15 protein-coding genes and 1 pseudogene are annotated in these 14,868 nt (G+C 68.4%); 4 read left to right on the top strand and 12 right to left on the bottom strand.

Features of this window, described 5'->3' with window-relative positions; all coding sequences use genetic code 11:
- Positions 1-350: 350 nt before the first annotated feature.
- Together D9V36_RS20465 and D9V36_RS20460 are read right to left on the bottom strand one after the other, a co-directional pair.
- Positions 351-1,967 (bottom strand): tyrosine-type recombinase/integrase, encoded by a 1,617-nt coding sequence (locus D9V36_RS20465; RefSeq protein WP_129295062.1) that lies wholly within the window; start codon positions 1,965-1,967, stop codon positions 351-353.
- Positions 1,967-2,620, bottom strand: a complete 654-nt coding sequence (locus tag D9V36_RS20460; protein ID WP_129295061.1) for a helix-turn-helix domain-containing protein — start codon at positions 2,618-2,620, stop codon at positions 1,967-1,969. Before D9V36_RS20460 ends, D9V36_RS20465 begins: the two co-directional genes overlap by 1 nt.
- 91 nt (positions 2,621-2,711) lie before the next feature.
- Between D9V36_RS20460 and D9V36_RS20455 the strand changes: the two genes are divergently transcribed.
- Positions 2,712-2,999 (top strand): hypothetical protein, encoded by a 288-nt coding sequence (locus tag D9V36_RS20455; protein ID WP_129298561.1) that lies wholly within the window; start codon positions 2,712-2,714, stop codon positions 2,997-2,999.
- A 100-nt stretch (positions 3,000-3,099) separates the two neighbouring features.
- Here the strand turns inward: D9V36_RS20455 and D9V36_RS20450 are convergent, their stop codons facing one another.
- The 7 genes from D9V36_RS20450 to D9V36_RS20420 all read right to left on the bottom strand — a co-directional run bounded on the left by D9V36_RS20450 (position 3,100) and on the right by D9V36_RS20420 (position 8,823).
- Complete coding sequence (locus D9V36_RS20450; RefSeq protein WP_129295060.1) at positions 3,100-3,405, bottom strand: MazG nucleotide pyrophosphohydrolase domain-containing protein; 306 nt, start codon at positions 3,403-3,405, stop codon at positions 3,100-3,102.
- An 80-nt stretch (positions 3,406-3,485) separates the two neighbouring features.
- Positions 3,486-3,995: a hypothetical protein gene (locus D9V36_RS20445; protein ID WP_129295059.1), complete on the bottom strand. Its 510-nt coding sequence runs from the start codon at positions 3,993-3,995 to the stop codon at positions 3,486-3,488.
- On the bottom strand, positions 3,980-4,927 hold the full coding sequence (locus D9V36_RS20440) for a nucleoside 2-deoxyribosyltransferase (protein ID WP_129295058.1): 948 nt from the start codon (positions 4,925-4,927) through the stop codon (positions 3,980-3,982). The genes D9V36_RS20445 and D9V36_RS20440 overlap by 16 nt, the downstream gene beginning before the upstream one ends.
- 24 nt (positions 4,928-4,951) lie before the next feature.
- Positions 4,952-5,770 carry a PfkB family carbohydrate kinase gene (locus D9V36_RS20435; RefSeq protein WP_129295057.1) on the bottom strand — a complete coding sequence of 273 codons (819 nt, stop codon included), beginning with the start codon at positions 5,768-5,770 and terminating at the stop codon, positions 4,952-4,954.
- The gene (locus tag D9V36_RS20430; RefSeq protein WP_129295056.1) at positions 5,767-6,612 is read right to left on the bottom strand and encodes a hypothetical protein; all 846 of its coding nucleotides are present in this window, start codon (positions 6,610-6,612) and stop codon (positions 5,767-5,769) included. Before D9V36_RS20430 ends, D9V36_RS20435 begins: the two co-directional genes overlap by 4 nt.
- Positions 6,609-7,319 carry a hypothetical protein gene (locus D9V36_RS20425; protein ID WP_129295055.1) on the bottom strand — a complete coding sequence of 237 codons (711 nt, stop codon included), beginning with the start codon at positions 7,317-7,319 and terminating at the stop codon, positions 6,609-6,611. Before D9V36_RS20425 ends, D9V36_RS20430 begins: the two co-directional genes overlap by 4 nt.
- Positions 7,303-8,823, bottom strand: coding sequence for a radical SAM protein (locus tag D9V36_RS20420; protein ID WP_129295054.1), 1,521 nt, complete (start codon positions 8,821-8,823; stop codon positions 7,303-7,305). The genes D9V36_RS20425 and D9V36_RS20420 overlap by 17 nt, the downstream gene beginning before the upstream one ends.
- Before the next feature lie 207 nt (positions 8,824-9,030).
- Here D9V36_RS20420 and D9V36_RS20415 point away from each other — a divergent pair, with 207 nt between their 5' ends.
- The gene (locus tag D9V36_RS20415; RefSeq protein ID WP_129295053.1) at positions 9,031-10,419 is read left to right on the top strand and encodes a hypothetical protein; all 1,389 of its coding nucleotides are present in this window, start codon (positions 9,031-9,033) and stop codon (positions 10,417-10,419) included.
- A gap of 8 nt (positions 10,420-10,427) precedes the next feature.
- Here D9V36_RS20415 and D9V36_RS20410 read toward each other — a convergent pair whose 3' ends face one another.
- Positions 10,428-11,240 (bottom strand): SDR family NAD(P)-dependent oxidoreductase, encoded by an 813-nt coding sequence (locus tag D9V36_RS20410; RefSeq protein ID WP_129295052.1) that lies wholly within the window; start codon positions 11,238-11,240, stop codon positions 10,428-10,430.
- Between the two features lie 158 nt (positions 11,241-11,398).
- Between D9V36_RS20410 and D9V36_RS42675 the strand changes: the two are divergent.
- A pseudogene (locus tag D9V36_RS42675) lies at positions 11,399-11,887 on the top strand (ATP-binding protein); the annotation flags it as partial.
- Between the two features lie 186 nt (positions 11,888-12,073).
- On the opposite strand, the gene D9V36_RS20400 reads toward D9V36_RS42675, so the two are convergent.
- The gene (locus D9V36_RS20400) at positions 12,074-12,562 is read right to left on the bottom strand and encodes an SAM-dependent methyltransferase (RefSeq protein ID WP_129295051.1); all 489 of its coding nucleotides are present in this window, start codon (positions 12,560-12,562) and stop codon (positions 12,074-12,076) included.
- Positions 12,563-12,631: 69 nt separating this feature from the next.
- Entirely contained in the window at positions 12,632-14,020 is a 1,389-nt protein-coding gene (locus D9V36_RS20395; RefSeq protein ID WP_206739701.1) for a Tat pathway signal protein, read from the bottom strand.
- A gap of 189 nt (positions 14,021-14,209) precedes the next feature.
- On the opposite strand from D9V36_RS20395, the gene D9V36_RS42125 reads away from it, so the two are divergent.
- Entirely contained in the window at positions 14,210-14,833 is a 624-nt protein-coding gene (locus D9V36_RS42125; protein ID WP_241721332.1) for a DUF6415 family natural product biosynthesis protein, read from the top strand.
- Positions 14,834-14,868 lie beyond the last annotated feature (35 nt).

Raw genomic sequence — 14,868 nt, 5'->3', positions numbered from 1 at the left:
CCGGTCCAGCACTTCGGCAGGTCCTGAAAGACGTCGAGGACTTGGTAGAGAGTCAGGCCGGCATCTGGGCTTTGGGTCGTGCCGCTTGAGGGTGAGAAAGCCGTCGTCGAGATACATGCTGTCTTCAGGCGCTCACGTCTGGCAGATGTGAAAGGAACTCCTGGACGACGAGGTGGTCATCCGCCTGTTCGGCGAGGTGCTTTCTCCACCGGGTGACCGCGCGTCGTAGCGCTTTCAGATGTCGTCGTTATGTAGTTCCGGTCGGCTGGCAGCACGGCCACCTGATGATGGCCTCACATGCCGGAGCCCCGGTCAGCTTCCCTCTGACCGGGGCTCCTGTTCACCTGCTGTCAGGCGGAACGTTCCTGCTTCGTCGCGTCGTCCTTGCGTGGCGGCACCATCCTGGGCCGCCAAGGAGTCGTGTCCGACTTTGGCTCGTCATCGCGGACAGCAGCCAGCGGCTTACGGGCGTGCGGTACGAGCTGCACGACCTTCTCGGCGGCGTCGCGGGCGAGGTCGTCGAGGACGGACTGGTAGATGTCCCGCGTGATCCGGGTGTCGGAGTGCCCGAGTGTCTCCGAGACGACCTTGATGTCGACCCCGGCCGCGAGCATCAGCGTCGCGGCGACGTGGCGAAGGTCGTGGAGGCGGATGGGCGGCAGGCCGGCGGCCACGGTGAGGCGCTCGAAGAGGTCGCTGACCTTGCCGGGGTGGAGAAGGGAGCCGTCCTCCTGGGTGAAGATGCGCCCGGTGTCCTGCCAGCCCTCGCCCCATGCCTCGCGCTCCCGCTGCTGGCGTGCCTTGTGGGCGAGAAGGCCGTCGTTGGTCTCCTCGTCGAGGGCGATCAGGCGGTAGCCGCTGTCGGTCTTCGGTGCACCCTCGTGGACTTCCCAGCCGTCCTGGACAAGCTGCGTGGCCACGGCCAACGAACGCGCCTTCGCGGAGTGGTCCTCCCAGCGCAGGCCGCAGGCTTCGCCCCGTCGCGTACCCCGGAACGCAATGATGCGCCAGAGCATGTAGAGGCGATCCTGTGCGACGAAGTCGAGGAAAACGCCAGCCTGTTCTGGAGTCCAGACCATGACCGGCGAAGGCTTCTCCCCGGTCTCCTCCCAGCGAGCGATCCGCTCGTCGGTCCAGATCAGCGCCTTCGGCTTCGTCCCCGGCAGCAGCTCGACGTGGGCGGCCGGGTTGAAGCTAGGCATCACCTGCTGGGCGATAGCGACGTTCAACGCAGCCCGGAGCGTGTCACGGATATGGGGCTGAGTGTTCAGGCCGGTAATCCGGCGGAACGGCGACATCGCGTCGAGCTGGGCGCGGAACCACTTTCGTTGCGCTCGGTTCTCCGCCCCCTTGTTCGGGGTCGCTTTCAGCTCGGCGGCGACTGCCCGTCGCTGGGTGTTCTGCTCCTGGATCTCGATGTTCCGCTCGTTGATGGCGTCGAACATCGTGTCGATGTGGTGGACCCGGAGCTTGTCGAGACGAAGGTGCCCGAGCTGGGGTTTGAGATGGATGCGGATATCGCACTCGTAGCGCGCCACTCCGCCCCTGCGCAGCCGCTTGCGTCCGGTCAGCCAGGTGTCCAGCCACTCGCCGACGGTGACCTTGGAGTTCAGCGCCTGCCCGGTCTGGAACCGGCGGCGGGTCTCGTCGTAGTCCGGCAGCGGGGACTTTTCCTTGACGCAGTTGTCCAGCAGATCGCTGATCTGCGTCTTGCCCCAGGCGTCGTCCTCCTCGGGGATGGCCATGAGGGCGCGGACCCGGTCCAACTCCTCCTTGGCCTTGGTGGAGGTCTCGAAACCGCCGCGACGAAACCGCCGACGGCGACCGTCCTGGTCGGGATCCAGCTCCTGAAAGACCCCGAAGGTGCCGTGCCGCCGTCCTTCGAGCTTCGGGCACGACGCCCCGAGGGCCTTGCCGGTCTCCGGGTCAGTGCACCGGCACCGTCGGGTTATGGTGCCGTTCTTCACTAGATTTCCCCTGCGTCGGTGGGTATGTCGGGCTGGTCGACGAAGCGGAGTTCGTCGGGGAGGGCCGGAGGAGTGAGCCCGCGCTGCCGCATCCGCTCCCGGTAGGCCCGCAGCTCTTGGGCGTCTTCGTACGCGTGCTCCTCGTAGCCCTCGGCGCGTTGTAGGAGCGTGGCTCTGCGAGCGCGGTCGAGCGTGGTGCTGGCCGTCCGTCGGCGCTCCCGGGCCAGGGCGTAGGAGGTCATTGCGGCGGCCACAAGATCGCCGTGATGCCGGAACTGGTCGAGGGCATTCCGGGCGGTGCCCTCGGCAGCGGGCTCGTCCAGCGGGGTCTCCCCGGTGAACCATGCGAGCGCGTCCCACGTCGAGGTGGTCCGCCCCGGCAGGGCCTCCACCGTGGCGGACGTACCGAGCGGGAACAGGAGCGTGACCGGCGGGACGTCGAGAACGTCCGCCAGCACTACGAAGTCGGCCAAGGGGAGGCTCGCCTTCCGCCCCAGCTCCAGGTTCTTCAGCGCGTGCTCGGTGATCTCAAGGCCACGGTCCGTGCAGCCCTGGGCCACCTCACCCATGGTGAGGCCGGCGGCCTTGCGGGCCTCCCTGATCGCCTGTGCTACCCGGGCGGTGAACGCTGCCGCCCATCCATCGTGTGTCATGGCAGCACTTTAGATCGCTAAAAAGTGCTGCCGCAACTCCGTGATACACGTATGGCGACGCAGGAACACCTTAAATGCTTTGGAGGGCAACGTGGCGGCACCTTCTTTCGACAGGCGCGGACTGACTGGCGAGGAGTTGCTGGCCCTGCCCGCGGTGATCGACCTCGACACCGCCAATAAGGCGCTCATGATCGGCCGCTCGACGGGCTACGGGCTCGCCAGGCAAGGGGATTACCCGGTCCGGGTGTTGCGGCTCGGCAACGCCTACCGCGTCCCGACGGCCGAGCTTCTGAAGCTGCTCGGTTTGGAGAGCCCGCAGGCGGACGGCGACGACGACGTGATGGGTGACAGAGCCGAGAGCCATGCCCTTGCAGCCTGACGGCGGTCGCTGCGGAGCACAGGTAGATGAGGGCGGCCCCTGGCGTGAGCCAGGGGCCGCCCTCATCTGGAGAACCCTCGCGGTGGACGCGGGTCAGCGTTCAGTCGCTGCTCGTCCTGATCTGCGCTCCGTGTTCGTTGCGCTCGTACGTACGCCGTGTGTTCTTCTCGATCTTCCGCTCGACCTCCGAATCGAGGTCCAGCCCGTTCATCTCCGCCACTGCGGTCAGGTAGAGGAAGACATCGGCCAGCTCTTCTCCCAGGTCGGGCAGGCCCTTGCGCCAGGCGGTGAAAGCCTCGCCGACTTCGGCCGTGAGGAGACCGAACTCCATCGACACGTTGTCGGTGTTGAAGCCCTTTACGAGCTTGTTCTCCCAGGCGAGCTTCTGGGCGGATGAGATGTCCACGACTCCTCCGGAGCGGTACAGCGGGTGCTGCCGCAGCCTAGCGGGAGTCGTGGGTCCGGCGTGCAGTCTTCAAATCGCCTTCACCCGGCTGACGGGAGTTCGAGGACCGTTGTGTCGAGGGTGAGCACCTTGGTGTAGTCCGCGAGCGTGGAGAAGACCCGCTGGTAGCCGGTGACGAGTGCGGTGACCTCCTCCAGGCTGGCGGCTTCGCCGTCGCGGGTGAGGAGCCGTCGGCGAATGACAGGCGGGGGCGCGGTCAGGTGGACGAACAGGCCCATGCGGTCCATCACGCTCTCGGCCAGATCGAGCGCTTCGCTCCAGGTGATGCGTGACTTGCCGCGGTGCAGGGGTCCGTAGACCAGCTCACTGACGAAGCAGCGGTCGAAGAGGATGAGGCCGGTACCGTTGAGGATCTCGCGGTACCGGGTGGCCAGGTCGAGATGGTCAGGCGTCTTAGGGGAGTGGATCACCCGGAAGCCGTGCTGCGCTGATAGGCGCTGCGCGAGGGTGCTCTTGCCCGCTCCGTCGGGGCCTTCGAGGACGAGCGTGTCGTAAGCGGCCATCCCGTTGAGGTTCACATCGCCAGCCATGCCTGCACTGTCTCCCTGTCCGTGAGGTGAGCGTGGACGGCGTACTGGATCATGAGGTTGCGCCAGTTCGGCTCGCGGCCGGAGGCGTGGGTGTACGTCGGCTTCGGGTGGAAGGCTGCGATCCGGACACCGGACGCGAGGGCGGCACCGATCAGGAGAGCAGTACCGGGAGGGGTCTCCGGACCGGAGACATCCGCCAGGAGCCGCGATGCCCCGCACGCCGCGGTCAGATCGTCCAGGGCGCCAGTTATCGGGGCGGTGGCTGTGAAACGCCCTGGCAGCACCACCTTGTGGCCGGCGTCCAGACAGGGACGGGTGAGGTGGTCGTGCCCCCATGCCGCGTACGGCGACCCCTCGACGTACACGAGGTTGTCCTCGCCTGGGGGCGTCGGTCGCAGAACGGGTGTCGGCAGTCCCAGCACAGCCTCGACCGCCGTGTCGAGCGCAGCGCCGACCTGGCCCAGATTCCGGGAAAGGAACTCGGCGTAGTGCGTCGCACCCTGTTGGTGCGAGGACGTCGGTGGCCCGAGGCGCGGCACCCGGATGACGCGGTTGGCCACCGCCTGGATCAGCGGGTCCGGGAAGTCGAGGTGAGCGCCGTCCTCGGTGAGGGAGTAAGTCTGGAAGTCGGTGGTGAGCAGGAGCACCGGGATGCCGCTGGCGGCGGCGTAGCCGATCTCCATGCATACGCCGTCGTCGAGGCTCGGTCCGTGCAGGAGGGCGACCATCGCGTCGAGGCGGCCGAGGCGGTCCCGGTCCAGCTCGAACAGACGGCGGCCCTTGACCTCGGCGATCAAGTCCTCCTCGTCGGTGTCGCAGAAGGGCAGGAAGACGCGTTCGGTGCCGACCTTTGCGGCGAGCCGCTCGGCGAGGGCAGCGGCGAGGGCACGGTCGTGAGCGGCGAAGAGCCGGTGAGCTATGTAGATGGACACCAGCAGGAGCCCCCAAATCTGTGGTCAGGCACGGCGTTGTGCCGGGATGGGAAGGGGAGGGGCCGCCACGAAGTGGGCTGCTGCCTCCACCGCTTCGGCGAGGGACTGGGCGGGCGTTGCGCCCCGTGACCGGTGGGCGAGGAAGGTGCCGGCCACGGTGTCACCGGCCCCCGACACCTCGCATGGCGCCCGGGAGGGAGGCACCACCGAGGCGGCCTGCCGACCGAAGGCCCATACCCGGGCTGGGCGGGGGCCGTCGGTCACCACGACCTCCGGCAGGTCCGTCGTATCGGTGATGGCTTGGAGGAGGCGGTACTCGGCCGCGTTGACGAACACTGTGCTTGCCCGGTTGAGCCAGGGGGCGGTGGTCCGGATCATGTCCTGCGCGCTCGGCAGGAAGAAGTCGACGCTGAAAGTGGCGCCGTGGTGTACGAGCCGGTCAAGGACGGCGGCCGTATCGAGGGGGCGGCGGCAGCAGACGTGGTACTGGCTGCGCGGGTTTCGCTCCACGTGGGCGAGCGCGTGGTTGGTGAGCCGTTCGGCGACGCCGTAGTCGGTCCGGAGGTCGAGGAGTTCGCCTTGCAGGTCGTACCGGAGGTCGAAGCGGGTGGAAGGGCCGTCGGCCCCACCGTGTGCTGACCAGTCGAGCCCGTCGAGTCCCGGCGCCTGCGGGACGTGGGCCAAGTCCTCGCCGAGGACGCAGACCGGTGCGGCCGGGCGGCCCGCCCTGGCCGCCGCGAGCGCGACGAACAGCGCGGCGCCGCCGAGGCGCGCACAGCCGCGGTGGTCCGGGTACTGGGTCACGTCCCAGCTCACGTTGCCGATCACGTCGAGGCGCGTCACCCCCTGCCCCCTGGCTCGTCGGCTCGGTCGCGGTGAGCGCAGCCGACGGCCTTGGCGCACAGCGGCCTGCGCTGGCAAAGCTCTGGAGAGGGCCCGTTGAGGTACAGCCGCTTGAAGTAGATCAAGGTGAGGTGCACCCACCAGGTCGGCTCTGCGTCCTCGGGGATGGTGACCTGGTGGCCGTGTTCGGTGGCCAGGGCGCGGAGGTCGCCTGCCCGAGCGTGGACGGCGGCCTCCAGGACATGCCGCATCCTTTCGTGAGCCATCGATCCGGACGGCAGGTCGATGCCCAGGGCGGGAGCGAGCTTGCTGACCATGCCGGAGTCCACGGGGACGATCCCGCAGTGATACCCGCGAGCGGTGAGCAGCGCGCACTGGGCGACCTTGTACGAGGCCCCGCGAACACGCTGGGCGAAGTCGTCGACCAGCTCGTCGCCGTTGGCCGAGGGTGAGAGCGGGTCGACGCCCTCCTTGGTCCAGCCCTGCAGCAGATCGGCGAGCGAGCGTAGGTAGTCGGTCCTGGTCCGCGCCAGGCCCAGGGGGCGCACCAGCTCGGCGAGTTCGCCCTCGGTCGAGGCGACCAGGGCATCGAAGCCCAAGGCGTCCGCTGCCCGGATCACTGCCGCGTAGGTGCCGATCATGCGGTAGGAGACCCGGGTGGACCAGCCGGCGGCGAGCATCCGTACCCGCGGGTCGGTGATCGTCATGGGCCACCACCGGTTGTTGTCGTGGTTGGCCTCGACTTCGGCCCGGACGTCCGGCAGGGCAGCGGCACGGGCGACGAGCCGGTGCACCCGCTGGATCTCCTGTGGTTTCACTGTCGTGCGGCGGACAGCGGTCATGCCGTGACTCCTGAGCTGAGGCGGGCGGCGAAGAGGGCCATGGCCAGGTTGGAGGAGAAGACGGGTATCCGCAGGCGCTGCTCCAGCTCGATCACCGCCTGGAGGGTGTGCCACCCGGTGCAGGACAGCACCACAGCCTGCGCCTCGTCGACCGCGTGCTGCGGAAGTTCGTCCACCAGTGCCAGGACCCTGTCGGTGGTCACCTGCGGGTACCCGTCGTCCAGACCCAGGCTCACGTGCGCCAGGACATCGACGCCAGCCTCCGCGAGCGCGACGGTCTCGGCCTTGGTGACTTCGACGGGGTAGGGAGTGGCGAGCACGGCCCGCGTCACATCGGCGGTGGCCAACGCAGCGAGTACCGCGTCGAACGCCGTGGTGATGCCGGCGGGCAGGGGCGGGCCGCCGGTGAACCCGGCCGATGTGCATGCGAGAAGCAGGGTGTCCAGCTCGACGTGCGACAGCGAGTCCAGTGCCTGCGCCGAGGCCGCCCGTAGCCCGTGCCAGAAGGACTCGTCGATGGCGGTCGTCCCGGACGCGGGGACCAGCCGGGCGTGGTGGAAGACCGTGTTGCGCAGGCCGAGACGCGGCAGCTCGGTCTCGACCGCCACGTTCGCCCAGGGCAGCAGCAGCCCGGCCCGGACGGTCCGGTCGGTTGCTGAGTCCAGAGCCGCCAGGGTCGCGAGTGATCCGTCAGGCAGTGGGTGCACAGCGTTCTCCGTAGATCATCCGTGGAGCGTGTCCGGTGACCACGAGGTCGGCGGTGGTCCCGAGCGGCACGGCCGCCCCGCTCTCGACGACTTGGATGGAGTACGAGCCGAGCCGTCGCCACCAGGTCCCGCCTTGCCCGATGAAGTAGGAGTGCAAGCCCGGCACCCGCAGGCCGGTGGGGTACACCCGTTCCTTCATCGGCTGGTCCCAGATGTGGTCGACATCGGCCTTCCAGGTGGCGAAGTGCTCGGCGGACGGCAGCGGCTCCAGTTTTCCGCGGGCGGCCAGCGGCGTACCTGGGAAGGCTCGCGCCAGGCGGAGGTTGGTGCGGTGGCACAGGAGGCCAGCGTCGAGTATCGCGGCCAGGCCCTGGAGGTTGGCCGCGTGGGTGCGGTGGGTCTCGCCGGGCAGGCCGTAGATCAGGTTCAGGCCCGGCAGGAGCATCGGCAGCCCTCCGGGGCCACGGGCGGCTCCTGCCTCGTTGACGTTTTCGACCGCTCGCATGAGGATCTCGGGCGTGCAGGTCAGGGTGTTCCGCTCGATGACGGCGGGGTCGAAGGACTCGATGCCCATGGGCGCGCAGTTGCCCTCGGTGCAGTAGTCCGCGACCAACTTGGCGATGCGCCGACCCACGGGGGAGGCGACGGCGAGGGGATCGGCGTTGTCGATGTGCAGGACTTCCAGGTCGGGGCAGCGTTGGCGGATGCCGCCCAGCAGGGTGCGGATCGCCTCCTCGTCGCGGTTGCGGTAGGAGAAGAAGCAGGTCTGCTGCCCGAGGCGGAAGTTGCGGACGCCGGCTGCGTAAAGCTGTTCCACCTCGGCGACGACGTCGTCCACCTCGCGGAAGGCGACCATCGGCGACTTGGCCGGTTCATTGCAGAAGTCGCAGAACTTCCGGCGCGTGCAGCCGCGGTACAGCTCCAGCTCGGCGATTGGCCGCCAGGGCATCTGCTCGACCAGGCCGGTGAATGAGTCGCGGTCCCGCCGCATCTGCACGTAGTCCGCCGGCTGACGGCTGCCAAGAAGCAGATCGCCGGACGTGACGGTGTGGGTGTGGACGGCGTCGAACAACCCCGCGTACTCCGCGGGTGCCGCCACCGCGTACGTGGACAGTGGGCCCAGCAGGAAGCGCTGCCCCCGCGCGCAGGCGAGGGCTCGGGCGATCTCCTGCAGCGACCCGTTCACCGCGTGGAGATGGACCGACGGGACGGCGTCGCCTGCCACGACGACGACGATCTCGGCGTCCCGCAGAAGCTGGACGGCGTTTCCCCGGTTGACGGTTGCCGAGTACGTGAGCGGATCGCTCTGGGGCGGCTCGACGGCAGGCCGGCCTCCGGCCAGGCACCACCTGACGTCGTCGATGGTCAGGTACCGGACCTCTGCCTCGGGGCGCGCCCGGCGTAGCGCGGACCAAGCGCTGCGCACGTACGTCGACAAGTAAGGCGGCACGCCGAGGCCACTGGGCTCGACGGTGAAGCAGTCCAGGATGACTACAGGCTGCATGTTTCTCCCTCCGGAGCCGGGGGCGTCGATGGCGCTCCAGCGGTGTCCGCGCCGGAAGGCCGAGCGCCCGCAGCGCTACCAGTTTCATGGCTCCGGCGACGCGGGAGGAGGGGGCGAGGGGGTTGTTCGGTTGTACGAGCGTTGCTCTTCCATACCTGAGTGTCCGAAGACTGGGACACAGGGTGATCGGCGGGGCATCATCTACGCATGGCTGGCGGTGCTACGGGGGCTGGAGGGGGCAACACGGCCCTTGCCGCCCTGATCAAGGAAGCGGGATGCTCGAACGCGGCTCTGGCGCGGCGAGTCAATGAACTGGGCGCCCTGCAGGGCGAGATCACGCGCTACGACAAGGCGTCGATCACACGCTGGGTGCAAGGAATGATTCCCAAGGGCAAGTCCCCTCAGTTCATCGCCGAGGCCATCGGAGGCTTCTTGGGCCGGTCCGTCTCGCCCACCGACCTCGGATTTCCGCAGGCTCTGCGGCCCGTGGTTGCCCGTGCGCTGACGTACTGTGAAGACGTGGGTGAGAGCTTGCACACGCTCGCGGAGCTGGGCTCCACGGACATCTCGCGACGCAGCCTGCTCGGGGCTGTCCCGTTCGTCGCGAGCGCTCTCATGGACCCACAACGACAGTGGCTCCTGTGGCTCCTTGAGGACGAGCAGGCGCCACACCTTGCCTCTGTGGCAGGAGGCGGCCCCGTCGAGCAAGTCGAAGCGATGACCGCTATGTTCGACCTGATGGACAACCGCTTCGGCGGTGGAAACGTCCGCCCGAGCATCGTCGGCTACCTCAGCACCCAGCTCGCCCCCATGCTCCAGCAGTGGAACCTGCCTGCGCATCAGCGCCGCAGCCTCTACGTCTACGCCGCGAAACTGGCCGCCATGGCGGGCTGGTGCTCGTACGACACCGCCGAATACGGCCTCGCCGAGCGTTACATGATCCAAGGACTCCGACTGTGTGCCGAGGGCGGTGACCGGGTCCTCGGCGGACAGATTCTCGCCGGAATGTCCCATCTCGCGACCAGCCTCGGCAATCCGGCCGAAGGGGTCGCCCTGGCCCGCGTGGGCATCGCGACCGCCAAGTCCGCGGGCAGTCCTCTCGGTCTCATGCGACTGCACGCCATGGCTGCCCGCGGATACGCCATGCTCGATGATTCCCGGCAGGCGACGGCCTCGCTCGTCGCTGCGGGTGCTGCCCTGGAGCACAGCCACGGTCCCGCCGAGGAGTCCCTCTGGGTCCGTTATCTCGACCACCACTATCTGAACGCTGAGGCCGCCCTCGTCCACCGCGATCTCGGGGAGGCGTCCGAAGCCGAGCGCCTCGCGGCGGCCTCGGTCGAGGCCAACAGCGATCGACGCCGTCGGCAAGCGATCAGCAGCTCGGTGCTGGCGACCGCACTACTCCAGCAGGACCGGCTGGACGAAGCGGTCGGCACGGCCAGCAGCGCCTTGGGCCTGCTCAGCGGAGTGCACAGCGAACGCTCCGTACAGGCCCTGCGCGACTTCCGCACTCGCCTCACCCTCCGCCGGCACGAAGCGATCGTCCGCGACTTCGAGCGCAAGGCCCGCCCGATACTCGGAGTATCCGCAGCCTGAGCGGGTCCTCAGTAGCCCCGTGGCGTCGGCGCGTTTTGTCCCCTGTCCACGGGAAGATTGACCCCGGTCACACCTCGGGCCTGGTCGGAGAGCAAGAAGGCGATCGCGTCCGCGACCTCGTCGGGACGGACCAGCTCGCGCCCCGGGAACTCAGCAGCGAACCGCTGGAAGGCGGCAGGGTCCTCCTGCCTCAGTCGGTCCCACCGCTTTCCCGGGATCAACATGGAGCCCGGGCTCACGGCGTTCACGCGGATCCCAAGCGGTCCCAGTTCGCGTGCCAGCGAGGACACCATGTGGAGCTGCGCGGCCTTGCTCGCCCCGTACTGCGCCTGCGGACCGGGCTTCCAGCCGGAGATCGAGGACACGACCACGATCGACCCGCCCTCCGACGCCCGGAGATGACCGGTGGCGCTCGCGGTCAGCCGAGCAAAGTGGCCGGCATTCAAGGCCCAGGTCGTCGCCCAGTCCTCGGCCGTGGCGTCGGTGATGCCCCGGCCACGTGCACCTCCCGCGCAGGCCACCGCGCCATCAAGACCACCGAACGAAGCAGCGGCCGAGTCCACGAACCGCTCCAGCAGCTCCGGCGCGGCGACATCCAGCGGCTGGGTGAACAGCTCGTCGCCGGCACCGAGCGAACGACGTAGCCCGTCCAAGGACTCCGACGTGCGTGCGCAGGTGGCGACCCGGGCCCCTTCGGCCAGCAGTAGGCGGACCACTGCTTCCCCCAGGCCCCTGGAGCCGCCCGTCACCACGATGCGGCGGCCCGCGAACCTGCCAGCCCGAAGGACCGATTGCTTCCCCTGCTTTGTACTGCCTGCCATGCGTACAACCTCCGGCCAACTGCGCCAACTCGCACGTCTGAAGCCACCCTTACTGCATCCTTCATATCCCCTCGCTGTCGCGGTTCTCTTGTGGTCGTGCCCGACCCGGAACAACCGGGCAGCCGACGACAGCCGGCCTACGCAATTCGCGCTCGGGTATGGCACGACCCCGGCACTCCACCTGCCTACCCCCTGAACGTCGAGTCGGGGTTCAGGCGGCCCAACACGAATCGAGCGAGAGCCAGCGACCGCACCCCGCGCTCCTCTCCCCACTCGGGAGGCACACCGTGTCCCAGGCACCACCCCCGCGAGACAGGCTCCTGCTGGCCGGCACCCCTAACGCCGTCAGGATGGCCAGGCTTCACACCACCGACGTTCTCTCCCGCTGGGGTGTGGACCCGGACAGCATCGAGACCATCAGGCTCTTGGTGTCGGAGCTGACCACCAACGCCGTACGGCATCCCAAGAAGGGGGACCAGCAGGAGCCCTCTGATGCTCAGCGGGACACACTCCAGACCTTCGAGATCGCGCTTGAGATCATCAACGACGTCGTCCGGGTGTCGGTCTGGGACCGGGACACCGCTGCGCCCGTCGTGAAGCAGGTCGGCCTCGAAGCCGCCAGCGGACGAGGACTCTCCATTGTCGCCGCGATGAGCCGGCGATGGGGGTGCTACCCCGCCCACAGGATGCCTGGGAAAGTCGTATGGGCGGAGGTACCCGTTCGCCCGGAGGCGGACGGCCGTGCCGAGAGCGAGGCCAGCAGTTCGGGACACCCCTCCGAGTGGACGGCGGTAACGGCTGAGTCGGAAGTGCCCCGCTGTGGAAATTGGCGCTTACACGGATCGATCGGCCGCGTCCGTCCAGTAGCAGGGGTCGAGCATTTCGCTCGGCCAGGAAGGCTGGCGTACAGCCCCACGGGGTCCCATCTGCTCGAAGTACGGTGCGAGGTCGAGCACGGGCGTTCCGTCTACAGCGTCGAGATCGGTGACCACGAGGTCCCGGCACTCCACCCTGAGCAAGCGCGGGTAACTGATTGCCAGTTGGTTGGGCCTCCGGTGGTTGCGGTGGACGAACGTACCGGTCACCGGCCACTTTGGGTTTCCCCGGGGGCTACGCGCGTGAAGCTGGACGTCTTCGGGGCGGGCCAGGTGAAAACGCCACGTCACCGTCAGGTGGGAGAACTCCTCGATTCCCTGGAGTGTTTCGAGGGGGAACACGTCGTTCAGACGGATGATCGATTCGACTCCGCCCTGGTAGTCGTCCAGAACGCGGGTGTGGCCCCCGACGACCGTTGCGATCGATTCGACCTCGTACGTCGTCATCGGCGCTCGTTCCTCTCCCTCGGAGTTGCGTGTTCGGCAGCCGGACTGTGCCGCGGAACTGCTTCGCGGTCAGCCTATGGCCCGCAACATGTCCCGTGCCCGGCAATCCAGCTCAGCGACGTGGCGACCCCCTCGTTGACGAACCGGCGAGAGATCGCTTTGCATCCGGACGATGACGTCGCGGGCACGGCCGGACTGTACGCCGGTCATGGCGTCGAGAGCCCGATTCCAGGTAGCGCATGCCTCGGCGAGGCGTCCCTGCTGGACCTGGACGGCGCCGAGGTAGCCAAGGGTCACGCTGTGGGTGCGGGCGTATTGCTGCCGGCGGCGGGTGGCGACGCTGCGCTGAAAGTGGATCTCCGCGTCGAGGGGCTGCCCCATGTCGCGGAGGGCGCAGGCGGTCTCATGGGCAAGGGAGGCTTCCTGGAAGAAGTCGACGCGCCCAGGGGCGTCACTGTTGTCGGCGCGGGAGAGGTCGCGCTCTGCGCGGCTAATGGCTGCGAGGGTTCCGGCGCGGTCTCCGTCGGCGGCGAGGGCTCGGGCGTGGACGATCCCCAGCAGTGCCTTCTCGCGGTCGCTGGCCTGACCGTAGCGGTCGCGGGACATGGAGGCGTCGGCCAGCGCGAGTGCCCTGCGTGGGTGCCCGAGGTCCACGGCTTGGTGTGCGAGGGCGCGCAGGATGTGGCCGCTGAGCGGTCCGTCGTCGGCTTCGGCCGCGATGCGGGCGGCAAGAGTGAGGTAGCGCTGGGCGGTGCGGTGCTCGGAGGCGTCGAAGGCCATCCATCCCGCGAGGTAGGTCATCTCGGCCACGGCAGAGTACGTGTCACGGCGGTGCTGCTCCGTACGAAACCTGCTGCTGAGCAGGGGTACCGCTTCGTCACGAAGGTGGCCGGCCAGGGCCGAGCGCCCAGAGGCTCCGCCACGCTGCTGGTCGCGCGCGGAGTAGAAGGTCGTCAAGCCCCGAACGTCGTCGATGTCGCCCTGAGCTACCAGTCGGGAGGAGGTCGCTGGGCGCTTGGCCGCTGCGGCCGGGGCGGCTGCCCACCAGGAGGCAGTGGGCAAGGCGAGGCCAGCGGCCGAGTACGAGGCGGTCGCCAGCAGCTTGCGTCGGTGCATATCGAGGTCGTTGCTTCCCAGCTCGGCCAGCACGGTCAGGGGGTCGATGCTCCAGTCGGTACCGCTGCCGCTCGGGACTGTCGGCTCTCCCTCCAGCCCAAGGTCGGCCAGGGTGAGGCGGCGGCCCAGTCTGCGGGACAGCGTCTCGCGCAGGATATGGGGAGCTCTTCCGCTCGGGCGCGTGCCCTGGACCCACATGGCGATGTGCGAGCGGGAGATGGCCTCCAACTCGCGCGCACCGCTCTCGGCGGCAACGCGGGCGACAGCGGCGGCAGCTTGGGGCTGGGACCAGCTTGCTTCGTGCAGGAGTGCGGCGAGGGCGACGTTTCGCTCACGGGCCATGGGCTGCCCCTCGGTTCCAAGATGATCTTTGACGCCTTTGACGGCCTTGGTGGCAGCGCAGGCATATCCCTCGGCAGGGATTCACGGTTCGCTCAACGTAGCGGCCGAATGACTCACTTTGCACGTCCGCCGTCAGCGCTACACGGCGCTCTTCACTCAACTTGGCTTGAATCGAAAAGGAGTTGCGTTATGCGTCTCTCGCTGGGCCTCCGTCGGGAAGCTTGCGACGGGCGGGACCACATCGACGTGGAGCAGAGGGTGCGGCGGAATCAGGCGGTGGCCGCAGCCGAGACGGTGGCGCTCGTGCTGGACGAGGACTCGCCGCTGCCGGAGAGTGCGGCCGACGTGGAGGACCTCGCGCGGCGTCTGCGTGGCCACGTCAATCGGCTCGGAGTCCTGGCGGCACCGAGCGAGCCAACCTTGCTCCGTGCGCAGCAGCTTGCCTCGGCCAGCGTCCCCGAGGGCTACATGCCGAGCAGGGTGTATCTGGTCAGGCTCGCCGAAGTGACCCGGGAACTTGTTGCGACAGTGCAGTCCGACGGTGTTGGGCCGGCCCTGCCGACGTGGAGACGGCGTTGGCGGAACCTGCACATCAACGGGCTGTGCGGAGTGGTCTTCGTAGTCGTCATCACCTACCTGGTTTCTGGCCATTTCGGTGTCCCGGACGTGACCGTCACCGGGGCCGTTTTGATCGCGCTGATTCTCGGCCCCATGACGTGGCTGGTTCTTCGCGGCGGTCGCGCGACCGGTCCAGAGGCTCCAGCAGAAGCGGACCCCACACCGACTCGGATCGAGCCTCCTGCGGTCCGGTGACCCTCGGAGTCTCTCCTCACCGACAGTTCCCGGCC

This window comes from Streptomyces lydicus, assembly GCF_004125265.1.
Lineage (GTDB): Bacteria > Actinomycetota > Actinomycetes > Streptomycetales > Streptomycetaceae > Streptomyces > Streptomyces lydicus_C.
Note: the sequence above shows the minus strand (reverse complement) of the source record. Positions and strands in the feature narration are given on the sequence as shown.